The following is a 19,144-nucleotide window of genomic DNA, read 5'->3' as shown; positions in this document are numbered from 1 at the left end:
TGCGGCACGTGTCGGGCAGGACCTTTCGGCTGCGGTCCGGCAGCGCCCTGAAGGGGCGCGGGGAACTGCGCGACAAGCCACGACGGCGCCGCAGCCAAACGACGGCCCATCACGGCACTCCCAGCGGAGCGCTTACGCCTCGCTTAGATCGAGCAGCACCTTGGACGCCAGCGCCCGGTCGTGGGCGATGTCGAAGGCCGCCCGGCTCTCCGCGAGCGGGAACGTGTGGGTCACGATCGCGTCGACGGGCAGCCCCCGGTCGAGCAGCGCGATCGCCTCGTCGAACTCGGCGTCGAAGCGGAACGCGCCGCGCAGCTCCAGTTCGCGGGTCACCGCAATGTTGCCCAGCAGGGGGACCTCACCGGGCGGCAGCAGGCCGAGCAGGACCACCGTGCCGCCGCGGCGCACCCGCTCGACACAGGTCCGCAGCCCCGCGGGCGCTCCGGACGCCTCCACGGCGATGTCGAACGGCTCCGCCCAGGCCCCGTCGTCGGGCGCGTCGGCCCGGACCGTGGCGGTGGCCCCGCAGGCCGCGGCGATACGCAGCGGGGTGTCGAGGAGGTCGCTGACGACCACGTCGGCGGCGCCCCGGTGGCTCAGGACGGCGGTCACCAGGCAGCCGATCGGCCCGGCCCCGGTGACCAGCACCCGTCTGCCCGCCACGTCGCCCGCCCGGTGCACGGCGTGCAGGGCCACCGACAGCGGCTCGGCCAACACGGCGCGGTTCAAGGCGAGTTCGGGCGGCAGCACCCGAAGCTGTGCGGCGGGCGCGGTGACGATCCGGGCGAAGCCGCCCTGGACGTGCGGGGTGCGGGCGGCACTGCCGAGGTAGCGGGCGTCGGCGCAGACGTTGCGACGGCCCGCAGAGCATTCGGCGCACCGGTCGCACGGGGTCGCCGGATGGACGGCCACCGGGGTGCCCACCGCGGGTCCCCGGCGCCCGGCCCGAGGGCGGCGACGTCATCGAGATCCTGCCCACCTTCCAGGTCCCGGGCGGCCTGAACTTCGAACGCAGGGAGGGCTGAGCACATGAGCACGGCCAAGAGGGTCCGCCGGATCAACCCCTCGCCCAGCGTGGCGGCGGCGCAGCGCGTGCGCGAACTGAAGAGCCAAGGTCTCGCCATCCACGACCTGACGGTCGGTGAGCCCGACTTCGACACCCCCGAGCACGTCAAGGCCGCCGCGATCCGGGCGATCGAGGCGGGAGAGACCAAGTACACCCCGGTCAACGGCACTCCGGCCCTGCGTACCGCGATCACCGACCGGCTCCGGAGCCGCCACGGCCTCGCGTACACCGACGCGCAGATCACCGTCGGCGGCGGGGCGAAGCAGGTCATCTTCCTCGCCCTGACGGCCACGCTGGACGAGGGCGACGAGGTCGTGATCCCGGCCCCGTACTGGGTGTCGTACCCCGACATGGTCCGCGCCAACGACGGCACGCCCGTCATTGTCTACTGCCCCGAGCCGGACGGCTTCAAGCTGACCCCGGACCGGCTGCGCGGGGCGCTCACCGACCGCACCCGCTGGGTCGTCCTCAACACCCCGGGAAACCCCACCGGATCCGCCTACACCACGGACGAACTCCGGGCCCTGGCTGCCGTGTTGCTCGACCACCCGCACGTCCGCGTCCTCACCGACGAGATCTACGACGAGATCTGGTACGACGACGGCGCCGCCCCGTCGTTGGCAGCGGTCGAACCCCGCCTGGCCGACCGGGTGTTCCTCACCAACGGCGTCTCCAAGACGTACGCCATGGCTGGCGCCTCGGCTACGGCGCGGGTCCCGCCGATCTGGTGGCCGCGATCAACACCCTCCAGTCGCAGATCTCCTCGTGTCCGTCCTCGATCAGCCAGGCCGCGGCCGCCGCCGCGCTGGCAGGCCCGCAGGACTTCGTCCGGGAGACCGTCGACGTCTACCGGACGCGCCGCGACACCACCGTCAAACTCATCCGCGGGACACCGGGGTTGAGCTGCACCACCCCGAGCGGAGCCTTCTACGTCCTGGTCGACTGCCGGCCGCACCTGGGCAGGTTCACCCCGGCGGGCGCCCGGATCGAGAACGACGAGGACTTCGCCCGCCATCTCCTGGAGGACCAGCAGGTGGCGGTGATCCACGGATCCGCGTACGGCGCCCCCGGCTACTTCCGCATCTCGTTCGCCACCTCCACGGAGATCCTCACCGAAGCGTGCGCACGGATCGCCGCCGCCTGCGCCACCCTGTCCGAGAGGCCGTCATGATCCGCGTCAGCACCAAGTTCGAGCGCCCCGCCCCGGAACTCGTCGAACGCCTCGGCGCCTACTCCTCGGCCACCGTCCACGAGGCACAGGGACGGCTCGGCGCCCTCGACTCGACCATCAAGCCGGTGGACCACCGCATGTCCCTCTGCGGTCCCGCCTTCACGGTCCAGTGCGCACCCCGCGACAACCTCATGCTCCAGACCGCCATCGCCTACGCCCGCTCCGGCGACGTCATCGTCGTCTCCGCCGGCGCCTACCCCGAGGCCGGTTCCTTCGGCGACGTCCTCGCCAACGCCCGCCAGGCCAAGGGACTCGCCGGCCTGGTCACCGACACCGGCGTCCGGGACACCGCGGACCTGCGGGCCCTCGGCTTCCCGGTCTTCTCCCACAGCGTCTGCGTCAAGGGCACCGTCAAGGAGACCGTCGGACCCATGTGCGAGCCCGTCACCCTCGGCGGCCAGCTGGTCCGCCCCGGCGACGTGATCCGCGCGGACGCCGACGGCGTCGTCGTCGTACGCCGCGAGGACGCCGCGGAGGTGGCGGCGCTGTCCCAGGAGCGGGTCGACGCCGAGGAGGGCTACATCACCGCATACCGCACGGGCCGGACCGTCATCGACCTCTGCAACCTGACACCGCTCCTCGCCGCGAAGGGCCTGGTCATCGACGAGGACTGAGCAAGAAGGCCCCCTGCCGGGCATCCGCCCTGGTGAGGGCCCTGGCAAGGGCCTGGGTACGGGCAGCCGACCCGCCGTACGAAGGCGCTGCCCGGTGCGAAATACTCTCCCGATGAGCTCACGCACTTCCCCGGTCAGCCAGCCGGTCACCATACGGAGGGCCGTCGCGCGGGATGCCAAACGGCTCACGCGGCTCGTGCGTGGCTCACGCGCCTACGAGGGCAAGTACGCAGCCGCGGTCGCGGGCTACCGGGTCGGTCCCGATTACATCGAGGCCCACCGCGCCTTTGTGGCCGTCGGCGCCGACGAGCAGGGAGGAGGCCGGGTCCTCGGGTTCTACTCGCTCGTCCTCGCGCCACCGGAGCTCGACCTGCTGTTCGTCGCCGACGAAGCGCAAGGACGGGGTATTGGACGGCTGCTCGTGGCGCATATGAAGTCCGAGGCCCGTGCCGCCGGGCTCGACCGTCTCAAGGTCGTGTCGCATCTTCCCGCCGAGGACTTCTACCACCGCGTCGGCGCGGTGCGGACCGGGACCGCGTTCGCGAACCCGCCCGCCGTGCCGTGGGACCGTCCCGAATTCGAGTTCCGCATTCCTTCGGAATGACGCGGTGTGCAGGTCGCCGGGGCCGTACCCGGTGGCGGAACCGCCGCCGGCCCGCCCAGCGCTACGGCGTGGGGGGCCGCTGCGGGGAGCGGAGCACGAGCAGGGTGATCTCGCTCGGGGCGAAGACGCGGAACGGCGGGCCCCAGAAGCCGGTGCCGCGGCTGGTGTAGAGGAGGGTGCGGGTGCCGTGGCGGCTGAGGCCGGCGACGGTGGGCTGGTCGATGCGGACCAGGTGGTGGAAGGGCCAGATCTGGCCGCCGTGGGTGTGGCCGGAGAGCTGGAGGTCGACGCCGCCGGCTGCCGCCCGGTCGATGAACTTGGGCTGGTGGGCCAGGAGCAGAACGGGCAGGTCGGGGTCGGCGCCGTCCAGGGCTCCGGCGAGGTGGGCGCGGTGGCCTGCCAGCCCGGAGGACTCGGCGGTGACGTCGTCCACGCCGGCGACGACGAGGGTGTCGCCGCCGCGTTCGAGCAGCAGATGGCGGTTGCGCAGCGGTTCCCAGCCCAGCTCGTCCATCAGGTCGACCCAGCCCTGCGCCTCGCTGTAGTACTCGTGGTTGCCGGTGACGTAGACCCGGGCCCGGGTGGCCTGCACGGTGCCCAGTGGGGCGGCCTGGGCGCGGCGGCGTTCGGCCGTGCCGTCCGCGATGTCTCCGGTGTGGCAGACCAGGTCGGCTTCCAGGGTGTTCACCGTCTCGCACACCCGCTCCGACCAGCGGGCGCGGTCGAGCGGGCCGTAGTGGGTGTCGGTGATGAGGGCGACGCGCGTGCCGTCCAACCCGGCCCCCAGGCGCGGAAGTCGCACGTCCAGGCGGCGTACCCGTGGTACCCGGCGGGCCTCGGCGTACCCCCAGGCGAGCAGCACGGCGGTTGTGCCGAGGACGGCCCACGTGACGATCCGGGCCCGGCCCTGACCGTCCTCGATGCCGGCCACGGTCAGGGCGAGCCGCAGCAGGACGCCGAGCAGCACGGACCAGGTGAACAGCACCCAGCTGGTGCCCAGCAAGGTGTCCCCGATGATCGCCGCCCGGTCCTGCTGACGTCGGCCGTGGCCGCGCGCCATCGCGAGCGGCATGCCGATCAGGCCGAGGGCGAACAGGGCGGTGCCGGCGAGCGTGACCGGGAGCGGCCAGTGCTGGCCGGTGTACAGCAGCACCCAGCAGGGCACGGTCCACAGCAGGACGGGGGCGATCAGGGGCAGATAGCGCATCAGGCGGCGGAGCCGGTGCTGCTGAGTCGCGTGCGCCGCACTGTCGGCGGATCGGGTTTCGCTGGTGTCGGTCACGCTTGCCCTCCTTGGGCGACCAGGTTGCCGTCGCGCGCACTGTATCCGGCGGTCCTGGGCCGGTCGGACGGACGGGGTGCTCATGAAGGAGGCCCGACGCCCTGACCTGCCAAGCCAAGGCACCCGATGGTCCCTGCACGTGTTCGGTCGCCGACGCCGTTGTTCCGGGCAACTCCACCTGAAGGTGTGGTGAGCGGGGCGTATCTCAAGAGGGCGGGAAACCGGGACGGTCGACGTCGGTACGTTGGCGTGGTGCGGAGGATCGGGGAGTTCACCGTGGAACGACGCCTCGGCGCGGGCGGAATGGGCGTGGTGTACCTGGCGCGCAGCGCCGCTGGGCGACAGGTGGCGCTGAAGGTGATCCGGCCGGAGTACGCCGACGAGCCACATTTCCGGGCCCGCTTCCGGCGCGAAGTGGCGGCAGCCCGCAAGGTGAGCGGAGCCTTCACGGCGTCCGTGGTGGACGCCGACCCGGACGGCGATCCGCCTTGGCTGGCCACGCAGTATGTCGTCGGCGATTCCCTGGAGGCCCGCGTACGGGCCGGCGGCCCGCTGCCCGTGGCCGACATCGCCCGGCTGGCCGGACAGCTGGCGGAGGCGCTGCGCGACATCCACCGGCAGGGGATCGTGCATCGGGACCTGAAGCCCGCCAACGTCCTGCTCGCCGACGACGGGGTACGGGTCATCGACTTCGGCATCGCCCGTTCCGTCGCCCAGAGCCGGGCGCTGACCCGCAGCGGCGTCATGGTGGGCACCCCGGCCTTCATGGCGCCGGAGCAGTTGCATACGGCCCGGGCGGTCTCCCCGGCCACGGACGTGTTCGCGCTCGGTGGGGTACTCGCCTTCGCCGCGTTGGGCCGAAGTCCCTTCGAGGACCCGGAGGCGGCGGGCCTGGAGGCGATCGCGGTCGCCTTCGCGGTGGTGCACAAGGAGCCGGATCTGACCGGTCTCCCCACCGCGCTGCGGGGACTGGTGGCCCGATGCCTGGCCAAGGATCCCACCCGGCGGCCCGGCCTGGAGGAGGTGCTGCGCCAGGCGATCCGGGCCGGGCAGGGCGACACGGCCGAGGCCGACCGCGTGCGACCGGTGCTGCTCGGACAGTCCGGTCGGGCGACGATCGCAGCGCTGACCGTACTCGCCGCCCTGTTCCTTCCGGGTGACGCGCCCCGTTCGTCGCCGTCGGCGGTCCTGCCGTGCGCCGACGGTCTGAGCGCCATCGGCGACGGCCGGATGCGCAGATGCGTGGGTCTGCTGGACGCGGCCGCGTCGCCCGTGCGGCTGCGCCGCTCGTCGAGCCGGGTCGTCGCACCCGTGCTGGAGCGGATCGCCGCGGAGAACCGGCGGGTCGTGGCGGCCGCCGCGCAGCCGGGCGGTCGGCCGTATGCGTCGATGGTGTACCTGACGCCGATCACCGAGGAGTTCGACGGCAGTGCCGCGATGGGGGCGGTTCGGCGAGATCTGGAGGGTGCCCACCTCGCGCAGCTCAGGACCAACGGGCAACTGGCCGACGAGGACGATCCGACCCAGGCCGTCCCGGTCCGGCTGCTGTTCGGCCAGACCGGAGGCTCCGCTCAGCAGCGGAACCACACGGTGGGGCAGGTACTCGGGGCCCGGCGCGCGCAGCGGATCGTGGCGGCGCTCGGTCTGGGCGGCAGTACCGCCGCCAGCCAGGACATGGTGGAGGAGTTGACGGCCGGCGGCCTGCCCGCGTTCGGTTCGGTCCTCACCGCCGACTCCTGGGCTGCCGTTCCTGGCCTGGCACGGGTCGCGCCCTCCAACGCCGACCAGGCGGCGGCGGCCGTACGCCATCTGTCGACCGGCGTACTCGCCCGCGCCCGGATCCTCTTCGTGCAGGACATCGCCCCCGGCGACCAGTACACCAGCACCCTCGCCCAGCAGTTCCGCGCCCGGATCTCGGCGGGCCGGCTCGTCCGCGCGGAACCCACCCTGTTCGACTCCTCACGGCCCGGCCTGGCCGATGCCTTCCGTGCCGTGGTCCGCGATGTGTGCGATGCGCGGCCGGGCGTCATCTACTTCGCGGGGCGCGGCACTTCGCTGCCGCAGCTTCTGACCGCCCTCGCCGTACGCGGGTGCCGGAGCGGTCGGCTGACCGTGATGTCGGGCGACGACACCATGATGATCCGCCACACGAAGGGCTTCGGCCCACGCGAACTGGCTGCCGCCCTGGGTCCGGACACGATCGACCTCGTCTACACCGGCCTGGCCCACCCCGGGGCGTGGGAAGTGGCGCCGGAAGCGTTCGACCTGGACTACGTCGCGCCCTTCCGCGACGGCACGTTCGCCGACGCGTTCCCGCGCAGCGACCTGGAGGACGGCCGGGCCATCATGATGTACGACGCCCTGCTCACCGCGGCCCGGTCGGTCCAGGAGACCCCTGCGGTGCGGTCCCCGACCGTGAGCGATGTCTACCGGACCCTGTCCCGGTTGCGGAAGAAGGGACCGCTGCCGGGCGCGAGCGGTTGGATCGCCCTCGGCGACGATGGCGCCCCCAAGGACAAGGCGATCCCCGTTCTCCGGATCGCTCCCGACGGCCGCACGATCGCCATCGCCGTGACGTCGGCCGACGGCAGCCCGCAGGGCTGGTGAACCGAGAGGAGTCCGGGGGCGGAGGTCGGCCCGGGCACCGATATGACGCACCATTGACATATCTGGCGTGCATAGGACAAGCTGGAGCGTCTGGCGGCATCGCTGGCGCAGCACGTCCGGCTGGTCTCTCCCCTCTGTGGACTGCGGAGTTCGCTGCAGCCCGAACGGCGCGGTCAATGTGCTTGATATCCAAGCCGACGAGTTCTTCCGTGACAGCCCAGGCGCCGTTTCCCCCCAATTTCCTCACCCCTTCCCGCATCGTCTGATCGCCTTGAAGGAAGGATTTCTGCATGGCCATTGACGCGCCTCCGTTACGAGCGCGAAAGGCGAATGCGACAACCCCGGCAGCCGCCACAGAACTCGTAGTGGCGCCGGTCACGATCACCCCGACGAAGCCGCTCACCCCGACCCACATCAAAGGTCTGCTCTGGACCGACCTTCTCGTCAAGGCGAACGCCCGGCTCACCAAAGTGCAGTTGGTATGGAACAACCGTATGGCGACATTGACCACTCAGTCAGCGGCCTTCTGGCATTACCTCGATCTCACCGAGCCCTGCACCGACTGGAGCAACGAATCGGAAACGCGGATCGGCGAACGGTACGTCCGATTCCATGCCGAACGCCGGGAGTTCGACCCGCGGGCACTCGACGACTATCTGGCCCGCGCCGACGAGGACGGCTGGATCCATCCCGCCGGCCGACGGATGCTGGATCTGTGGAGAGCGGAGCTGGACCTCCTGGGCGTCGGTGACCTGGGCCTCGCCGACGACCGCCCCCTGGCCGGCGAGGCGCGAGCGATCATCGCGGCCCTGGCCGAGCGCGGCATGCTCATCGATCACCGGCGTTTCGGCGGTCCCGTGTATCTGGACGGTCCCCGGTGGGGCCTGCCGCTGCGACAGGTCGTCAGCAGCGCCGGCCATCCCAACTACCTGCTCCCGATCCTGCGCGATCTCATCCCCATGGTCCGCCCCGGCCGGATGTTTCTGCTCGTCCACGACGACGGACTCACCGCCGACTACGTGCTGCTCGAACGGGTGCTGACCGAGTTCGGCGCCGCCGTGGCACGTATCGCGCTCAGCCGGGTGCCCGTCAACGGCACAGCGCGCTCCAGCCGGTACGGCGGTTGGAGCGGCACGACGCTGGCCGATCTCTCGGCGGACCCGGGCACCGCCGGCCCGGCCGCGTACCGGCTCGGGATGCGGCTGTATTTCACCGGGACACTCCACCGACGTTCGGCGCAGTCGTTCCGGATGCCGTTGCTGCGCCGTTGTGTGGGACGCGCCGCCCGCCTGCTCGAGCGGGCGCCTGCCGACCCGGACGACCCTGACGGCAAGGCTGGGCAGGAGCTCGCGACGACGTTGTCCCGATTACAGGCCCGGCACGGCTACGTCGACCCCTACCGGGTGACGGCGTCCCTCCTGGGAAGACGGGCCTCCCCGCCGTCCCCGTCGCTCCGGGCGATCTACACATGAGCGGACCCATGCCCGCGGAGCCGTCCGACGCCGGGCTGCTGACCGCGGCGGCGCTGGCGCGCCGGGACGCGGTCCGCGCGGGGTTGAGCGATGCACCGGCCCCCTTGGGGCTGAGCGTCGCCGTCGTCGTGGCCGACATCGAGGTGGCGACGTTCATCGCCGGCGCCGCCGACTTCGCCTTGTCGGTCCCGGCCGACGTGCGTGACGGCTGGTATCGGTCGTACACCAGGACGGCGTTCCTCGCCGGCCGCCCCGCCAGTGTCGTCGCCCGGCATGCGCACCAGCACGCCACCACCCGCAGGGACCTCGCCTGGCACGGGCCGGCCCGGCGCAGCGCGCTGCGGCCGCTCTCGCGGTTGCTGCACGCCTTCCACGGGCCGGCCCCGATCGACGTGCCGACCGGGCCGTTGACGACGACGGTCTCCGGAACGCCCTCGGGACACGTCGTGGACGTGACGGTCGCGGTCGGCGACGTCAGCACCCGTGAGTATCTGGTCCATGTGCATCACCTGATCGCGGAGGCGGCGTTGCGCGGGCTCGTCGGGCCGGGCGACACCGTCCGGGTCGATCACCGGCAGGCCCTCGCCACCACCGACTTCCGCGACGCACTCGATCCGGCCCTCGCCGACCGGGTCCAGACGCGCATCGCCCGCAGCGCGACGGATCCCGATCGCCTGCGCCTGTACGGCGTGCTGACCTCGCCCCGCCTCGAAGGAGGAGATGAATGAAGGCCGAACGAGTGCTGGCGGAGCACCGCCGGTTCATGGACAGCCTGGACCGCCCCGAAGAGGTGCAACGCGACCTCGTCACCGGGATTCTGGAGCAGAACGCGCAGACGGCCTTCGGCCGCGAGCACGGGCTGGCCGCGGTCCGCACCATCGACGAGCTGCGCCGGGCAGTGCCGATCCGCACCCATGAGGCGCTGATGCCCTGGATCGAGCGGGCGATGGACGGCGAGTCGAACGTACTGACCGCGGACGATCCGGTCGTCTACTTCTCGTCCAGCGGGAGCACCGGCCGGGAGAAGCACATCCCGGTCACCCGAACCCATATGCAGCGAACCTTCCTGCCGTTCTACTACGCCAGTTTCGCCCCCTTGCTGCAGACGCTGCCGCAGACGCCGGCCACACGGCACGGTGTGCTGAACCTGTGGCAGGACCCCAGCGCACCGATCACCCGGGTCCGGAACGGGCAACCGCACATCGGCGCCAGCCAGGTCGACTACCGCAAGTTCGGCGAAGACTCCGCGGTCGGCCCGGGCAATGACGCTCCGTGGAGCCGCATACCCGACGAACTGGCCGCGGCCGACCCCTGGGACCGCAGCTACTACAAGCTGCGCCTGGCCGCCGAGCAGGACATCCGCGTACTCATCGGCATCAACCCGGCGATGGTCGCCGCGCTTCCGTACCAACTGCGCGAACTGTGGCCCCGGCTCGTCGAGGACGTCCGGGCCGGGACCCTGGACGGTCGCCCGCACACGACACCGAACCCCGGACGCGCCGACGAGATCGAACGGCACGCCCGTACGTTCGGCACGGTCCATCCGTACCACCTGTGGCCACGCCTGGCCGCGATCGTCGTCTGGAACAGCAGCCTCGCGTCGCTCTACCTGCCCCGGGTGAGGGAGACGTACGGGCCGGGTGTCCAGCTGTTCTCCGCGCCCATCGCGTCCTGCGAAGGACCGGCCGGGGTGCCGGTCGACCGGCACCCCAGCGGTGCGCCACTGTTCCTGCCGGGTTGTCTGTACGAGTTCGTGCCTGCTGACGGGCCGATCACCGCCGACAGCGAAACGCTGCTGGCCACCGAACTCGAGGAGAACCGCGACTACCACCTCGTGTTCAGCCACTTCGGCGGCATGTACCGGTGTGCCGTCACCGATGTCGTCCGGGTCGTCGGCCACGTCGGCCGCACTCCGCGCATCGAGTACGCCGGCCGCGACGTCGTCCGGTCCGCCGCCGGGGAGTACCTGACCGAGGCGGCCGCCCTCCGGGCCCTGCGCGCCGCTTGTGCCGACACCGGCGCGGAGATACGCAACGCGACCTACCACCTGGACGCCGACGGGAGCGGGAACGGCGGCCGCCACCAACTCGCCGTCGCCTTCGCGGGCCCGCCGGCACCGGGCCTCGCCAAGGCCCTCGACACACGGCTGTCGGACCACTGCCCCGGCTACCGGGCCGGCCGCCGCTCCGGGCTGATCGCGCCGGTCGACGTGGTCACCGTCCACGAGGACGCGTTCCTGCGGGAGTGGGAACGCGCGGTCCGCGCGGGGCAGCGCCCACCCCGGGTCAAGGACCGGATCTTCCTCCCGGGCGAGGACGCGTGGAAGAGGCTCGTCGCCACCGAGCCGGAGGTCGCCACCTGATGCCGCAGTCCCGTCACGTCAGGGAAGGAAGGACCGTATGACCGACGTCATCCCCGGCCGGGGGCAGTACACCGAAGACGCCCGGGTGCAGCGGTTGAACTGGCTGCGTGCACGCGGCGACACCGCCTTGACGTCGCTGGAGAGGACCGGCCTGGACGCACAGAGCCTGGTGGGCAACGTGGAGAACTTCGTCGGCTGCGTCGAGGTACCCGTAGGCCTCGCCGGCCCCCTGTTGTTCGTCGGGGACGCCGCCCGGGGAAGCCTCGTCGCCCCGTTGGCCACCACCGAAGGCGCCCTCGTCGCGTCGGCGTCCCGTGGTGCACGGGCCGTCACCGAATCCGGTGGGGTGACGACGAAGGTGCTGTCGCAGCGCATGACCCGGGCGCCCGTGTTCGAGTTCGCCGACATCGCCGCCGCGCGGCGGTTCACCACCTGGCTGCGCGACCGGCGCCCTCAGCTGGACGAGCAGGTGCGCGCCGTCTCCCGGCACACCCGCCTGGTCGACGTCGACCCGCACCAGATCGGCCGCTATCTCCATGTGCGCTTCGTCTACGAGACGGCCGACGCCGCCGGGCAGAACATGACCACGGCAGCGACCTGGCAGATCTGCCGTTGGCTGACGGACGTGCTGGTCTCCGAGGCGGACCTGCGACCCCGGGGCCAGCTCCTGGAGGGCAACCTCAGCGGCGACAAGAAGGTGACCGCGGGGTCCGTGATGGCCGGGCGCGGCACCCGGGTGACCGCCGAGTGCCGACTGCGCCGGGACGTCGTGGCCCGAGTGCTCAAGACCACGCCGGAGGCCATGGTCAAGGGCCATACCGCGACGGTTCTCGGAGCACAGCAGGCCGGCATGACCGGGTACGGCGTCAACGCGGCGAACATCGTGGCCGCGCTGTTCGTGGCGACCGGGCAGGACGTGGCGTGCGTCCACGAGTCCGGGGTGTCCGTCTTCTCGCTGGAGCTGGACGATGACGACCTGGTGGCCACGCTCCTGCTGCCCAACCTGGTCGTGGGTACCGTAGGCGGCGGCACTGCACTGCCGAATCAACGCGATCTGCTCACCGCACTCGGCTGCGCGGGTGCGGGCGGCGTCCGCCGGTTCGCGGAGATCGTCGCCGGGTTCGCCCTCGCCCTCGACGTGTCGACCATGGCCGCCGTGGTCAGCGGCCAGTTCGCCGAGGCACACCAACGGCTCGGCCGGGCCCGGCGCGTCGACTGGCTCGAGGCCGGCGACCTCGACGTGGCGCTCCTGCAACCCGTGCTTGCGCAGGGCCTCGGCGACCCGCGGCTGCACGTCACCCGGGTCAGGCCGGCTCCCCGGCTGCACGGCCAGGGAATCTCCAGCGAACTCGGTGCGCTGGGCGAGCGCCGCAAGCTGACCGGCCTCCACCCGGTCACCGTGACCTGGACGCCCGGCGGCGGATCCCCGCAGACCGTCGATCTGGTGGCCAAGGTCAAGCCGCGCGGTGAGGAGATCGTCGCCGGCATCGGCATGCTGTTCTCGCAGTGCGGCCAGGACGTGGCCCGGGCGTGGGGCCGTTGGGGCGCCGACACGGAGTTCACCGACGCGCACCGGCGCGAACTGGCCGTGTACCGGCGTACGGAGAACGCGCTGACGGACCTGCTTCCGCGCTGCTACGGCCTGTTGGAGGACGCCGAGCGCGAGGCCTACGTCATCCTGATGGAGCGGCTGCGCGACGACAGCGGACCGTGGACCCGTGAGCGGGTCGACGACACGATATGCGCCGTCGCCCGGGTCCACGGGCACTGGCTCGGCCGTGACCAGGAGGTGCTCGCGGAAGGCTGGCTGCACCGGGTGCCGGAGCCGGCATCCCTGGCCAAGGCCCGGGAGCTGTGGGAAGCGCTGGTTCTCCACGCCACGGCGGAACTGCCCGATCTGTTCGGCTCCTCCCGCAGCCAGATCCTGCTCGCCATCGTCGAGGACGCCGACTACTGGACGCAGGAACTGCACGCGTTGCCCCGCACCCTGGTCCACAACGACCTCAATCCGCGCAACATCGCGGTACAGGACGGCCGGTTGGTCGTCTTCGACTGGGAACTCGCCACGGTCGACGTGCCGCAGCGTGACGTCGTGGAGTTGTTGGCGTTCACGCTCGGTCCCGAGGTGACGGCGACCGAGGTGGACCGCTTCCTCGCGCTGCACGCGGAAGCGGTGGCCGCGGTGTCGCCGGAAGCCGCGGCCCTCGTCAACGGCTGTGACTGGCATCGCGGCTACCGGCTGGCGCTGCGGGAGTTTCTGATGACCCGCCTGGCCCTGTACGCGGCCGGGCACACCCAGCGCGAGTTCGACTTCCTGCCACGCGTGACGGAGACCGCGTTCCGCCTGTGGGAGCTCGAACGGTCACGGGACGGTGAGTGACGTGCGGGTCGCGGTGGTCGGCATCGACGGCGCCGGCAAGACCACGGTGCTGCGTCGGATCCGCGAGCAGGACGGCGTCGCCGTCGTCCATGCCATCCGCGGTCACGACGATCCGGACAGCCCCTTCGCCGAACTCTCCACGGCGCTGGCCGACGCCTCGGCCGTGGCGGACGCCCTGGGCAGGGTGCAGCTCAAGGTCGCCGTGCTCTACCTGCAGTTGTGCCTGTTCGGCCCGGCGGAACGGCAGGCGGCGGGCCGGGGCCGGCTGCTGCTCGCCGACCGGCACCCGCTCGTCGATCCGCTGGTGTACCTGCCGATGTTCGGGCGGATCGAGCGGGACGACGAGCCCGGCGGCGACGTGGAAGCCTGGTGGCGCAAGCAGGAACCGGGCCCCGCCCGGGCGGTGCGCGACTGGCTCCGGGAATGTTCCGGTGACGCGGATCCCTGGCCGCTGGGCGCGGAACTGCTGCGGTTGGGCACCAGGCCGCCGCAAGAGATGCTCGACCGGCTGAGCCGGCGGTTCGGCGTCACGATGCCCGACGGCGTACTGCTGCTGGACCTGCCGGTGACCGAGGCGCTGCGGCGCACGCGGGAACGTACGCGGGACAGCGAACTGCACGAGACCGCCGCCTTCCTGACAGCGACACGGCAACGCTACGACGCCCTCCTGCACTGGCTGCGCGAGGCCCACCCGGACGTCACCGTGCGACGCATCGACTGTTCGGGACGCTCCGTGGAGGAGGCGGCGGACAATGTGCGACGCGCACTCGGCCTCCTCACCACCTGACCTTCGCTCGACGGGAGACCGGCCGCCGGGGGTGTGAGCTGCTCGCACCCCCAGCGCACTCTCAGGGAGAGGAAACCTTCAGGTTGCGAAGCCGTCCGGTGTTGTCGAACGACCCGAAGCCGACCCTGCCGGAGGTGAGGGTCGTGTCGACGGCGGTCATCAGCGGCCGTTTCGAGCCGTCGACGTACACCGCGATCTCACCCGTGCTCGCGCAGCGCACCACCCGCACCTTGTGCCAAGCGGTGTCGGTGATGGCCGGCGGGGCGCCCGTCGTCCCGTTCCACTGGTCGTCGATACGCACCCGGTCGGCCTCGTCGACGACGAAGATGCCGTTGTGCGGGTAGATCGTGTTGTCCTGGGACAGGTGGACGTAGGAGAACTTCGTGTCCGACTGGTGATCGAAGACGATGATCACGTCCCGGTTGGTGATCTCGACGGGGGTGTCGATGCGGACCTCGGCGTCGATCCGTACGTCTCCGTGCTCCGGGCCCGCCGTCAGCACTGCGTACTCGAAGGGACGGCGCGGGCCGGGGCGCTGGACTCCGGCCTCCGCGAGGACGGCCTCGCGGCCCGGGAATTGCCACTTGGTCGGGGTGACGGGAGCCCAGTTCCGTCCGCCCATGACGTGGGTGAGCCGGGAGCCGTCGGTGTCGCATGCGGCGAACTTCCGGGTGCCGGTGATCTTCCAGATCTTGCCGTTGGCCTTTGAGAGGAGGTACAGCTCACCGGCGGCGTCCCGGCCGAAGTGCAGGTCCACCCGGGCGTTCTGGGCCAGGTCCCGCATCGTGACGCGCTTGCCGCTCGCGTCGTACAGCATCAGTTCGTGCAGCTGGGCCAGTTCCTTGCTGCCGCGCCGCATGTCCTTGGTGTCGGCGAACAGCAGACGTCCGTCGACGATGTCCCCGAAGACGTACTTGCCGCGCAGTGCGGGCAGGTCACGGCCGCGGTAGACGAAGCCGCCGACGATGGCCCGGCCGACGTCGGAGGTGCAGTTCCAGTCGGCGGGCGGGTCGTGGTCGTAGGCGGCGACGGGGTAGGTGTAGCCGTACGTCTCGTCGTCCTCGGGGAGGGGGAGGATCTGGTCGCAGGGGTCGGTGGCCGTCTTGTCGAAGACGAACGGGCCTTCGCGTTCGCTCCAGCCGAAGTTGTCGCCGGCGCGCACCTCGTAGACCGACTCGATGGCGTGCTGGCCGATGCTGCCGAGATACATGCGGTGGCGGCCCGCCGGGTCCCAGCTGAAGCGGTGCGGGTCGCGCAGGCCGTACGCGTAGATCTCGCCGAGCGCGCCGGGCGTGTCAGCGAACGGGTTGTCCGCCGGGATCCCGTACTTGCCGTTGGCGCTGTTCGTGCCGCGCGGGTCGATGCGCAGGATCTTGCCGTGCGGCAGGGAGAGGCTCTGCGGCTCGGCGTTCCTGACGCCCTGGCCGCCGTCGCCGACAGCGAGGTAGAGCAGTCCGCGGTCGCGGTCGTGGCGCCCGGCCGTCGGGTTGAAGTCGATCTGCTGGATGCCGTGGATCTGACCCGCGAAGCCGATGCGCAGGATCTCCCGGCGGGTGCCGCTGAAGGCGTCGGCCGAGGGGTCGTCGGCGGTCCACTCGGTGACGACGCCGTGGTAGGCGGTGGACGCCCGCTGCCGGTAGTCGGGTACGGCGGTGGCGGCGGAGGCCAGTTCGGTGTGCACGGTGTAGAAGCGGCCGTTGCGCTGGAAGCCGGGGTCGAAGGTGACGAACCCGAAGCCCATGCCGAGGCCCCGGCTGGCGAAGAACGCGGGCGCGAAGGTGGCGGCGACGTCCAGATAGACCTGCGGGCTGCCGCCGTCCTCGACCAGGTAGAGCTTGCCGTTGAGGTCGGGCACGGCCTTCCGGCCGGAGCGGTCGGGAAGTTCGCCGAGGTGGTTGATGCGGGCGTGCCGCATCAGCCGGGGATCGGTGACCGGACCGGGCGGCGGATCGGTCTTCGGGAAGGAGGCGTACTCCTCGACGGTCAGCCCGATGCCGGAGGCGGCGGGCCGCTCGGGGATGGGGTCGGCGAGGGGGTCGGCGGCCGCCGCGAGCGCCCTGCCGGGGAGGGCGACGAGGGCCGACAACAACAGGGCGAGAACGACCAGCGGAATCAGTGAGCGGGCTCTGGGTCTGGCGCCGGGAGATGCGGCCATGCGTACGTCACTCCTTCGTCTGTCGACGTGGGTCGTCAGCGGCGGCCATCAGCGGCGGCCACCAGTCGGTACTGGGCCCGGATCCGGTCCCCGCCCACCGCGCTGTCCAGGAACATCAGGCTGTCCATGCGGCAGTCGCAGGGATTGCGCTCGGCCGTGTTCTGCGGGAAGCTGCCGCCGATCTTGATGCCCCGGGGGTTGGTTGGCGAGGCGCGGTGCGGGCCCGGGCCCGCGAGGTCCCAGGGGTCGCCCGGGACGGTGTAGGAGCCGTCCAGCCGTCGGCCGTTGCGGTACAGCGCCATCGCTCCCGTGTCGAAGTCGAAGGTGGCGGCCAGGAAGACCCACTCGCCCACGGGCAGCAGGGTGCGCCAGTCCTCGGAGGCGGCGAACGTCTGCGAGGCCGACCCGTCCACGCGTCGGCCGAGGGCCACGAGCCGCAGTTCGCCGTTCACCTCGATGATCTCCAGCAGGCCCCGCACCGCGTGGCCGTCGGAGTCCCCGGACAGCACCCCGGCCAGGCCCACGGCGCCGTAACGGTCGTCCGGAACAGCCGTGTTGGTGTTGAGGCCCGGGTTCGGGCCGGTCATCTTGAACCAGCCCATCACGGTCATCCCCTCGACCGCGTTGAACGCCCTGAGCGTCGGCACGCCGGACGGGCCGTACACCCCCGCCTTCCAGTCGTCGTTGCCCTTCGTGGCTGGGGTGACCTGCCGTACCTGGATCGAGGTCCGGCTGCCCCGGTGCGCTCCGTCCTTCGTGCGCATCCGTGCCCCGCCGCCGACCAGGTCGATGTCGGTACGGGAGAAGCCCAGGTCACGTTCGCGTGCCGGGTTGCCGCGGACCGGGTGCTCGAAGTCGTAGTACGCCGTGAGGTGGGGGCGGAGGGAAGGGAGTACGGGGCCGGCCCCTGCTCCTGTCCCCATTCCTGTCCCCGTTCCTGCCCCTGCTCCGGAGGGTGCCGCTGCTGTCGTGGCGAGGGCGGTCAGCAGTGCGGCGACGGCTGCCGTGAGCGTGTTCCGTCTGCTGCGCATGAACGGTCTCCCTGGAGTCGTCGGAGTCATCGGAGTCGTTCGAGTCATCGGCGCGCGGGCCGACCGCCCAGATACAGCTCGCCGAGCTGCGGGTCGGCGAGCAACTCGCGTGCCGGACCGGCGATATGGACCCGGCCGAGATCGAGGACGCAGCCGGTGTCGGCGGCCTCCAGGGCGCGCCGCGCGTTCTGTTCGACCAGCAGCACGGCGGTCCCCGCGTCCCGCATCCGTACGATCTGCTCGAAGACCACCCCGGTCGCCTTGGGATCGAGGCCCATCGACGGCTCGTCGAGGAGCACCACCCGTGGTTCGACCATCAGCGACCGCGCGAACTCCACCTGCTTCTGCTGTCCGCCGGAGAGCAGCCCGGCCAGACTCGTCCACCGCTCGGCCACGACCGGGAACAACTCCCGTACGAAGTCGGCCCGTTCGGCGACGACTGCCTTGTCGCGCAGGGTGTAACCGCCGAGCAGGACGTTCTCGGCGACCGTCATCTCCCTGAACACGCTGTGGCCTTGCAGGACATGGGCGACTCCGGCGGCGAGCATCCGCTGCGGTCCGTGGCCGGTGACGTCCTGGCCGTCGACGCGGATCCGGCCCGAGCGAGGGGCGAGGAGGCCGCTGGCCACCTTCAGCACGGTGGACTTGCCCGCCCCGTTGGGCCCGACCAGGCAGACGATCGCCCCTGCCGGTACGCGGACCGTCAGCCCGCGCAGAACCAGCGCCGCCCGGCCGTATCCGGCCCGGATGTCGTCGAGTTCGAGAAGGAACGCCGGGTCGGAGACAGGGGAGTCGGTGGTGTGCGCGTCATACGCCAAGGTATGCCCCGAGTACTCGTTCGTCGGACTGGATCAGCGAGGGCGGGCCCTGGGCGATCGGCCGGCCGCGGTCGAACACGACGACGTGGTCACTGAGGCTCATGACCATCTCCATGTTGTGCTCGACGATCAGGAACGTCCGTCCCTCGGCGTTGAGTTCGCGCACCAGGTCGCCGATGCGGTCGACGAGCGCCGGGTTGACCCCGCCCGCAGGCTCGTCCAGCAGGATCAGCTCCGGTTCGGTGGTCAGTACGCCCGCCAGCTCCAGCAACTTCTGCTGGCCCCAGGAGAGTTGGCGGGCCTCGGTCCGCTCCAGGTGCTCGATGCCCATCCGGGCCAGCCAGTAACGGGCCCGCTCGGTCTCCGCACGCGTGCCCGAGCGCCCGAGCTGTCCGGCGAGACCGCGCGGCCGGACGGCGGCCAGGAGGTTGTCCAGCACGGTCATCCGGGGGAAGACCCGGCAGAGCTGGAAGGAACGCCCGAGGCCGGCGCGGGCGATCCGGTGCGGGGGTCTGCCCGTGAGGTCGCGTCCGCGGTACGTGACGCGGCCGGAGTCCGGGCGGATCATCCCGGTGACACAGTTGAAGAAGGTCGTCTTTCCCGAACCGTTGGGCCCGATCAGGGCGTTGACCTTGCCTTGGTGGAAGGTCACGGTGGCCGAGTCGAGTGCGGTGACTCCGCCGAAGGCCTTGGTGAGCCCGGTGGTCGCGAGGCTCGGCTCGGGCTCCGCCACAG

Annotated in this window: 15 protein-coding genes and 1 pseudogene; 10 read left to right on the top strand and 6 right to left on the bottom strand. The window is 71.5% G+C overall.

The features are described from left to right. Positions 1-132 precede the first annotated feature (132 nt). A complete protein-coding gene (locus ACWCPF_RS40260) occupies positions 133-924 on the bottom strand; it encodes a zinc-binding dehydrogenase (protein WP_451050103.1) in 792 nt (263 codons plus the stop codon). A 105-nt stretch (positions 925-1,029) separates the two neighbouring features. On the opposite strand from ACWCPF_RS40260, the pseudogene ACWCPF_RS40255 reads away from it, so the two are divergent. The 4 genes and pseudogenes from ACWCPF_RS40255 to ACWCPF_RS40240 all read left to right on the top strand — a co-directional run. Then, a pseudogene (locus ACWCPF_RS40255) lies at positions 1,030-1,704 on the top strand (aminotransferase class I/II-fold pyridoxal phosphate-dependent enzyme); the annotation flags it as partial. 89 nt (positions 1,705-1,793) lie between these two features. Beyond that, positions 1,794-2,237, top strand: coding sequence for an aminotransferase class I/II-fold pyridoxal phosphate-dependent enzyme (locus ACWCPF_RS40250; protein WP_451050102.1), 444 nt, complete (start codon positions 1,794-1,796; stop codon positions 2,235-2,237). Further along, positions 2,234-2,911, top strand: a complete 678-nt coding sequence (locus ACWCPF_RS40245; protein WP_451050101.1) for a 4-carboxy-4-hydroxy-2-oxoadipate aldolase/oxaloacetate decarboxylase — start codon at positions 2,234-2,236, stop codon at positions 2,909-2,911. Before ACWCPF_RS40250 ends, ACWCPF_RS40245 begins: the two co-directional genes overlap by 4 nt. 112 nt (positions 2,912-3,023) lie before the next feature. Next, positions 3,024-3,515: a GNAT family N-acetyltransferase gene (locus tag ACWCPF_RS40240; RefSeq protein ID WP_451050100.1), complete on the top strand. Its 492-nt coding sequence runs from the start codon at positions 3,024-3,026 to the stop codon at positions 3,513-3,515. Positions 3,516-3,576: 61 nt separating this feature from the next. Here ACWCPF_RS40240 and ACWCPF_RS40235 read toward each other — a convergent pair whose 3' ends face one another. Further along, a complete protein-coding gene (locus ACWCPF_RS40235; protein WP_451050099.1) occupies positions 3,577-4,797 on the bottom strand; it encodes a metallophosphoesterase in 1,221 nt (406 codons plus the stop codon). Between the two features lie 252 nt (positions 4,798-5,049). Here ACWCPF_RS40235 and ACWCPF_RS40230 point away from each other — a divergent pair, with 252 nt between their 5' ends. From ACWCPF_RS40230 to ACWCPF_RS40205, 6 genes are all read left to right on the top strand, one after another. After that, on the top strand, positions 5,050-7,404 hold the full coding sequence (locus ACWCPF_RS40230) for a bifunctional serine/threonine-protein kinase/ABC transporter substrate-binding protein (RefSeq protein ID WP_451050098.1): 2,355 nt from the start codon (positions 5,050-5,052) through the stop codon (positions 7,402-7,404). A gap of 365 nt (positions 7,405-7,769) precedes the next feature. Continuing rightward, a complete protein-coding gene (locus tag ACWCPF_RS40225; RefSeq protein WP_451050097.1) occupies positions 7,770-8,876 on the top strand; it encodes a hypothetical protein in 1,107 nt (368 codons plus the stop codon). Continuing rightward, on the top strand, positions 8,873-9,604 hold the full coding sequence (locus tag ACWCPF_RS40220) for a DUF6182 family protein (RefSeq protein ID WP_451050096.1): 732 nt from the start codon (positions 8,873-8,875) through the stop codon (positions 9,602-9,604). The genes ACWCPF_RS40225 and ACWCPF_RS40220 overlap by 4 nt, the downstream gene beginning before the upstream one ends. Further along, complete coding sequence (locus ACWCPF_RS40215) at positions 9,601-11,238, top strand: GH3 family domain-containing protein (protein ID WP_451050095.1); 1,638 nt, start codon at positions 9,601-9,603, stop codon at positions 11,236-11,238. Before ACWCPF_RS40220 ends, ACWCPF_RS40215 begins: the two co-directional genes overlap by 4 nt. Before the next feature lie 37 nt (positions 11,239-11,275). Next, the gene (locus ACWCPF_RS40210; RefSeq protein WP_451050094.1) at positions 11,276-13,618 is read left to right on the top strand and encodes a phosphotransferase; all 2,343 of its coding nucleotides are present in this window, start codon (positions 11,276-11,278) and stop codon (positions 13,616-13,618) included. Beyond that, the gene (locus ACWCPF_RS40205; protein WP_451050093.1) at positions 13,611-14,405 is read left to right on the top strand and encodes a dTMP kinase; all 795 of its coding nucleotides are present in this window, start codon (positions 13,611-13,613) and stop codon (positions 14,403-14,405) included. The genes ACWCPF_RS40210 and ACWCPF_RS40205 overlap by 8 nt, the downstream gene beginning before the upstream one ends. Before the next feature lie 61 nt (positions 14,406-14,466). On the opposite strand, the gene ACWCPF_RS40200 is transcribed toward ACWCPF_RS40205, so the two are convergent. The 4 genes from ACWCPF_RS40200 to ACWCPF_RS40185 are packed head-to-tail and all read right to left on the bottom strand — an operon-like array spanning position 14,467 to position 19,142. Further along, positions 14,467-16,560 carry a PQQ-dependent sugar dehydrogenase gene (locus ACWCPF_RS40200; RefSeq protein WP_451050092.1) on the bottom strand — a complete coding sequence of 698 codons (2,094 nt, stop codon included), beginning with the start codon at positions 16,558-16,560 and terminating at the stop codon, positions 14,467-14,469. A 35-nt stretch (positions 16,561-16,595) separates the two neighbouring features. Continuing rightward, the gene (locus ACWCPF_RS40195) at positions 16,596-17,591 is read right to left on the bottom strand and encodes a LamG-like jellyroll fold domain-containing protein (protein WP_451050091.1); all 996 of its coding nucleotides are present in this window, start codon (positions 17,589-17,591) and stop codon (positions 16,596-16,598) included. A gap of 44 nt (positions 17,592-17,635) precedes the next feature. Further along, positions 17,636-18,409 (bottom strand): ABC transporter ATP-binding protein, encoded by a 774-nt coding sequence (locus tag ACWCPF_RS40190; protein WP_451050090.1) that lies wholly within the window; start codon positions 18,407-18,409, stop codon positions 17,636-17,638. Further along, positions 18,399-19,142: an ABC transporter ATP-binding protein gene (locus ACWCPF_RS40185; RefSeq protein ID WP_451050089.1), complete on the bottom strand. Its 744-nt coding sequence runs from the start codon at positions 19,140-19,142 to the stop codon at positions 18,399-18,401. The genes ACWCPF_RS40190 and ACWCPF_RS40185 overlap by 11 nt, the downstream gene beginning before the upstream one ends. Positions 19,143-19,144: the final 2 nt, after the last annotated feature.

Source organism: Streptomyces sp. NPDC001858, assembly GCF_053594615.1.
This window is presented reverse-complemented; position numbering and strand designations above follow the sequence as displayed.

Bases quoted from the DNA above. Each gene is read 5' to 3' on its own strand.
- ACWCPF_RS40215 (WP_451050095.1), top strand. From the start codon at position 9,601: ATGAAGGCCGAACGAGTGCTGGCGGAGCACCGCCGGTTCATGGACAGC.
- ACWCPF_RS40240 (WP_451050100.1), top strand. From the start codon at position 3,024: ATGAGCTCACGCACTTCCCCGGTCAGCCAGCCGGTCACCATACGGAGG.
- ACWCPF_RS40220 (WP_451050096.1), top strand. From the start codon at position 8,873: ATGAGCGGACCCATGCCCGCGGAGCCGTCCGACGCCGGGCTGCTGACC.
- ACWCPF_RS40200 (WP_451050092.1), bottom strand. From the start codon at position 16,560: ATGGCCGCATCTCCCGGCGCCAGACCCAGAGCCCGCTCACTGATTCCG.
- ACWCPF_RS40195 (WP_451050091.1), bottom strand. From the start codon at position 17,591: ATGCGCAGCAGACGGAACACGCTCACGGCAGCCGTCGCCGCACTGCTG.
- ACWCPF_RS40210 (WP_451050094.1), top strand. From the start codon at position 11,276: ATGACCGACGTCATCCCCGGCCGGGGGCAGTACACCGAAGACGCCCGG.
- ACWCPF_RS40245 (WP_451050101.1), top strand. From the start codon at position 2,234: ATGATCCGCGTCAGCACCAAGTTCGAGCGCCCCGCCCCGGAACTCGTC.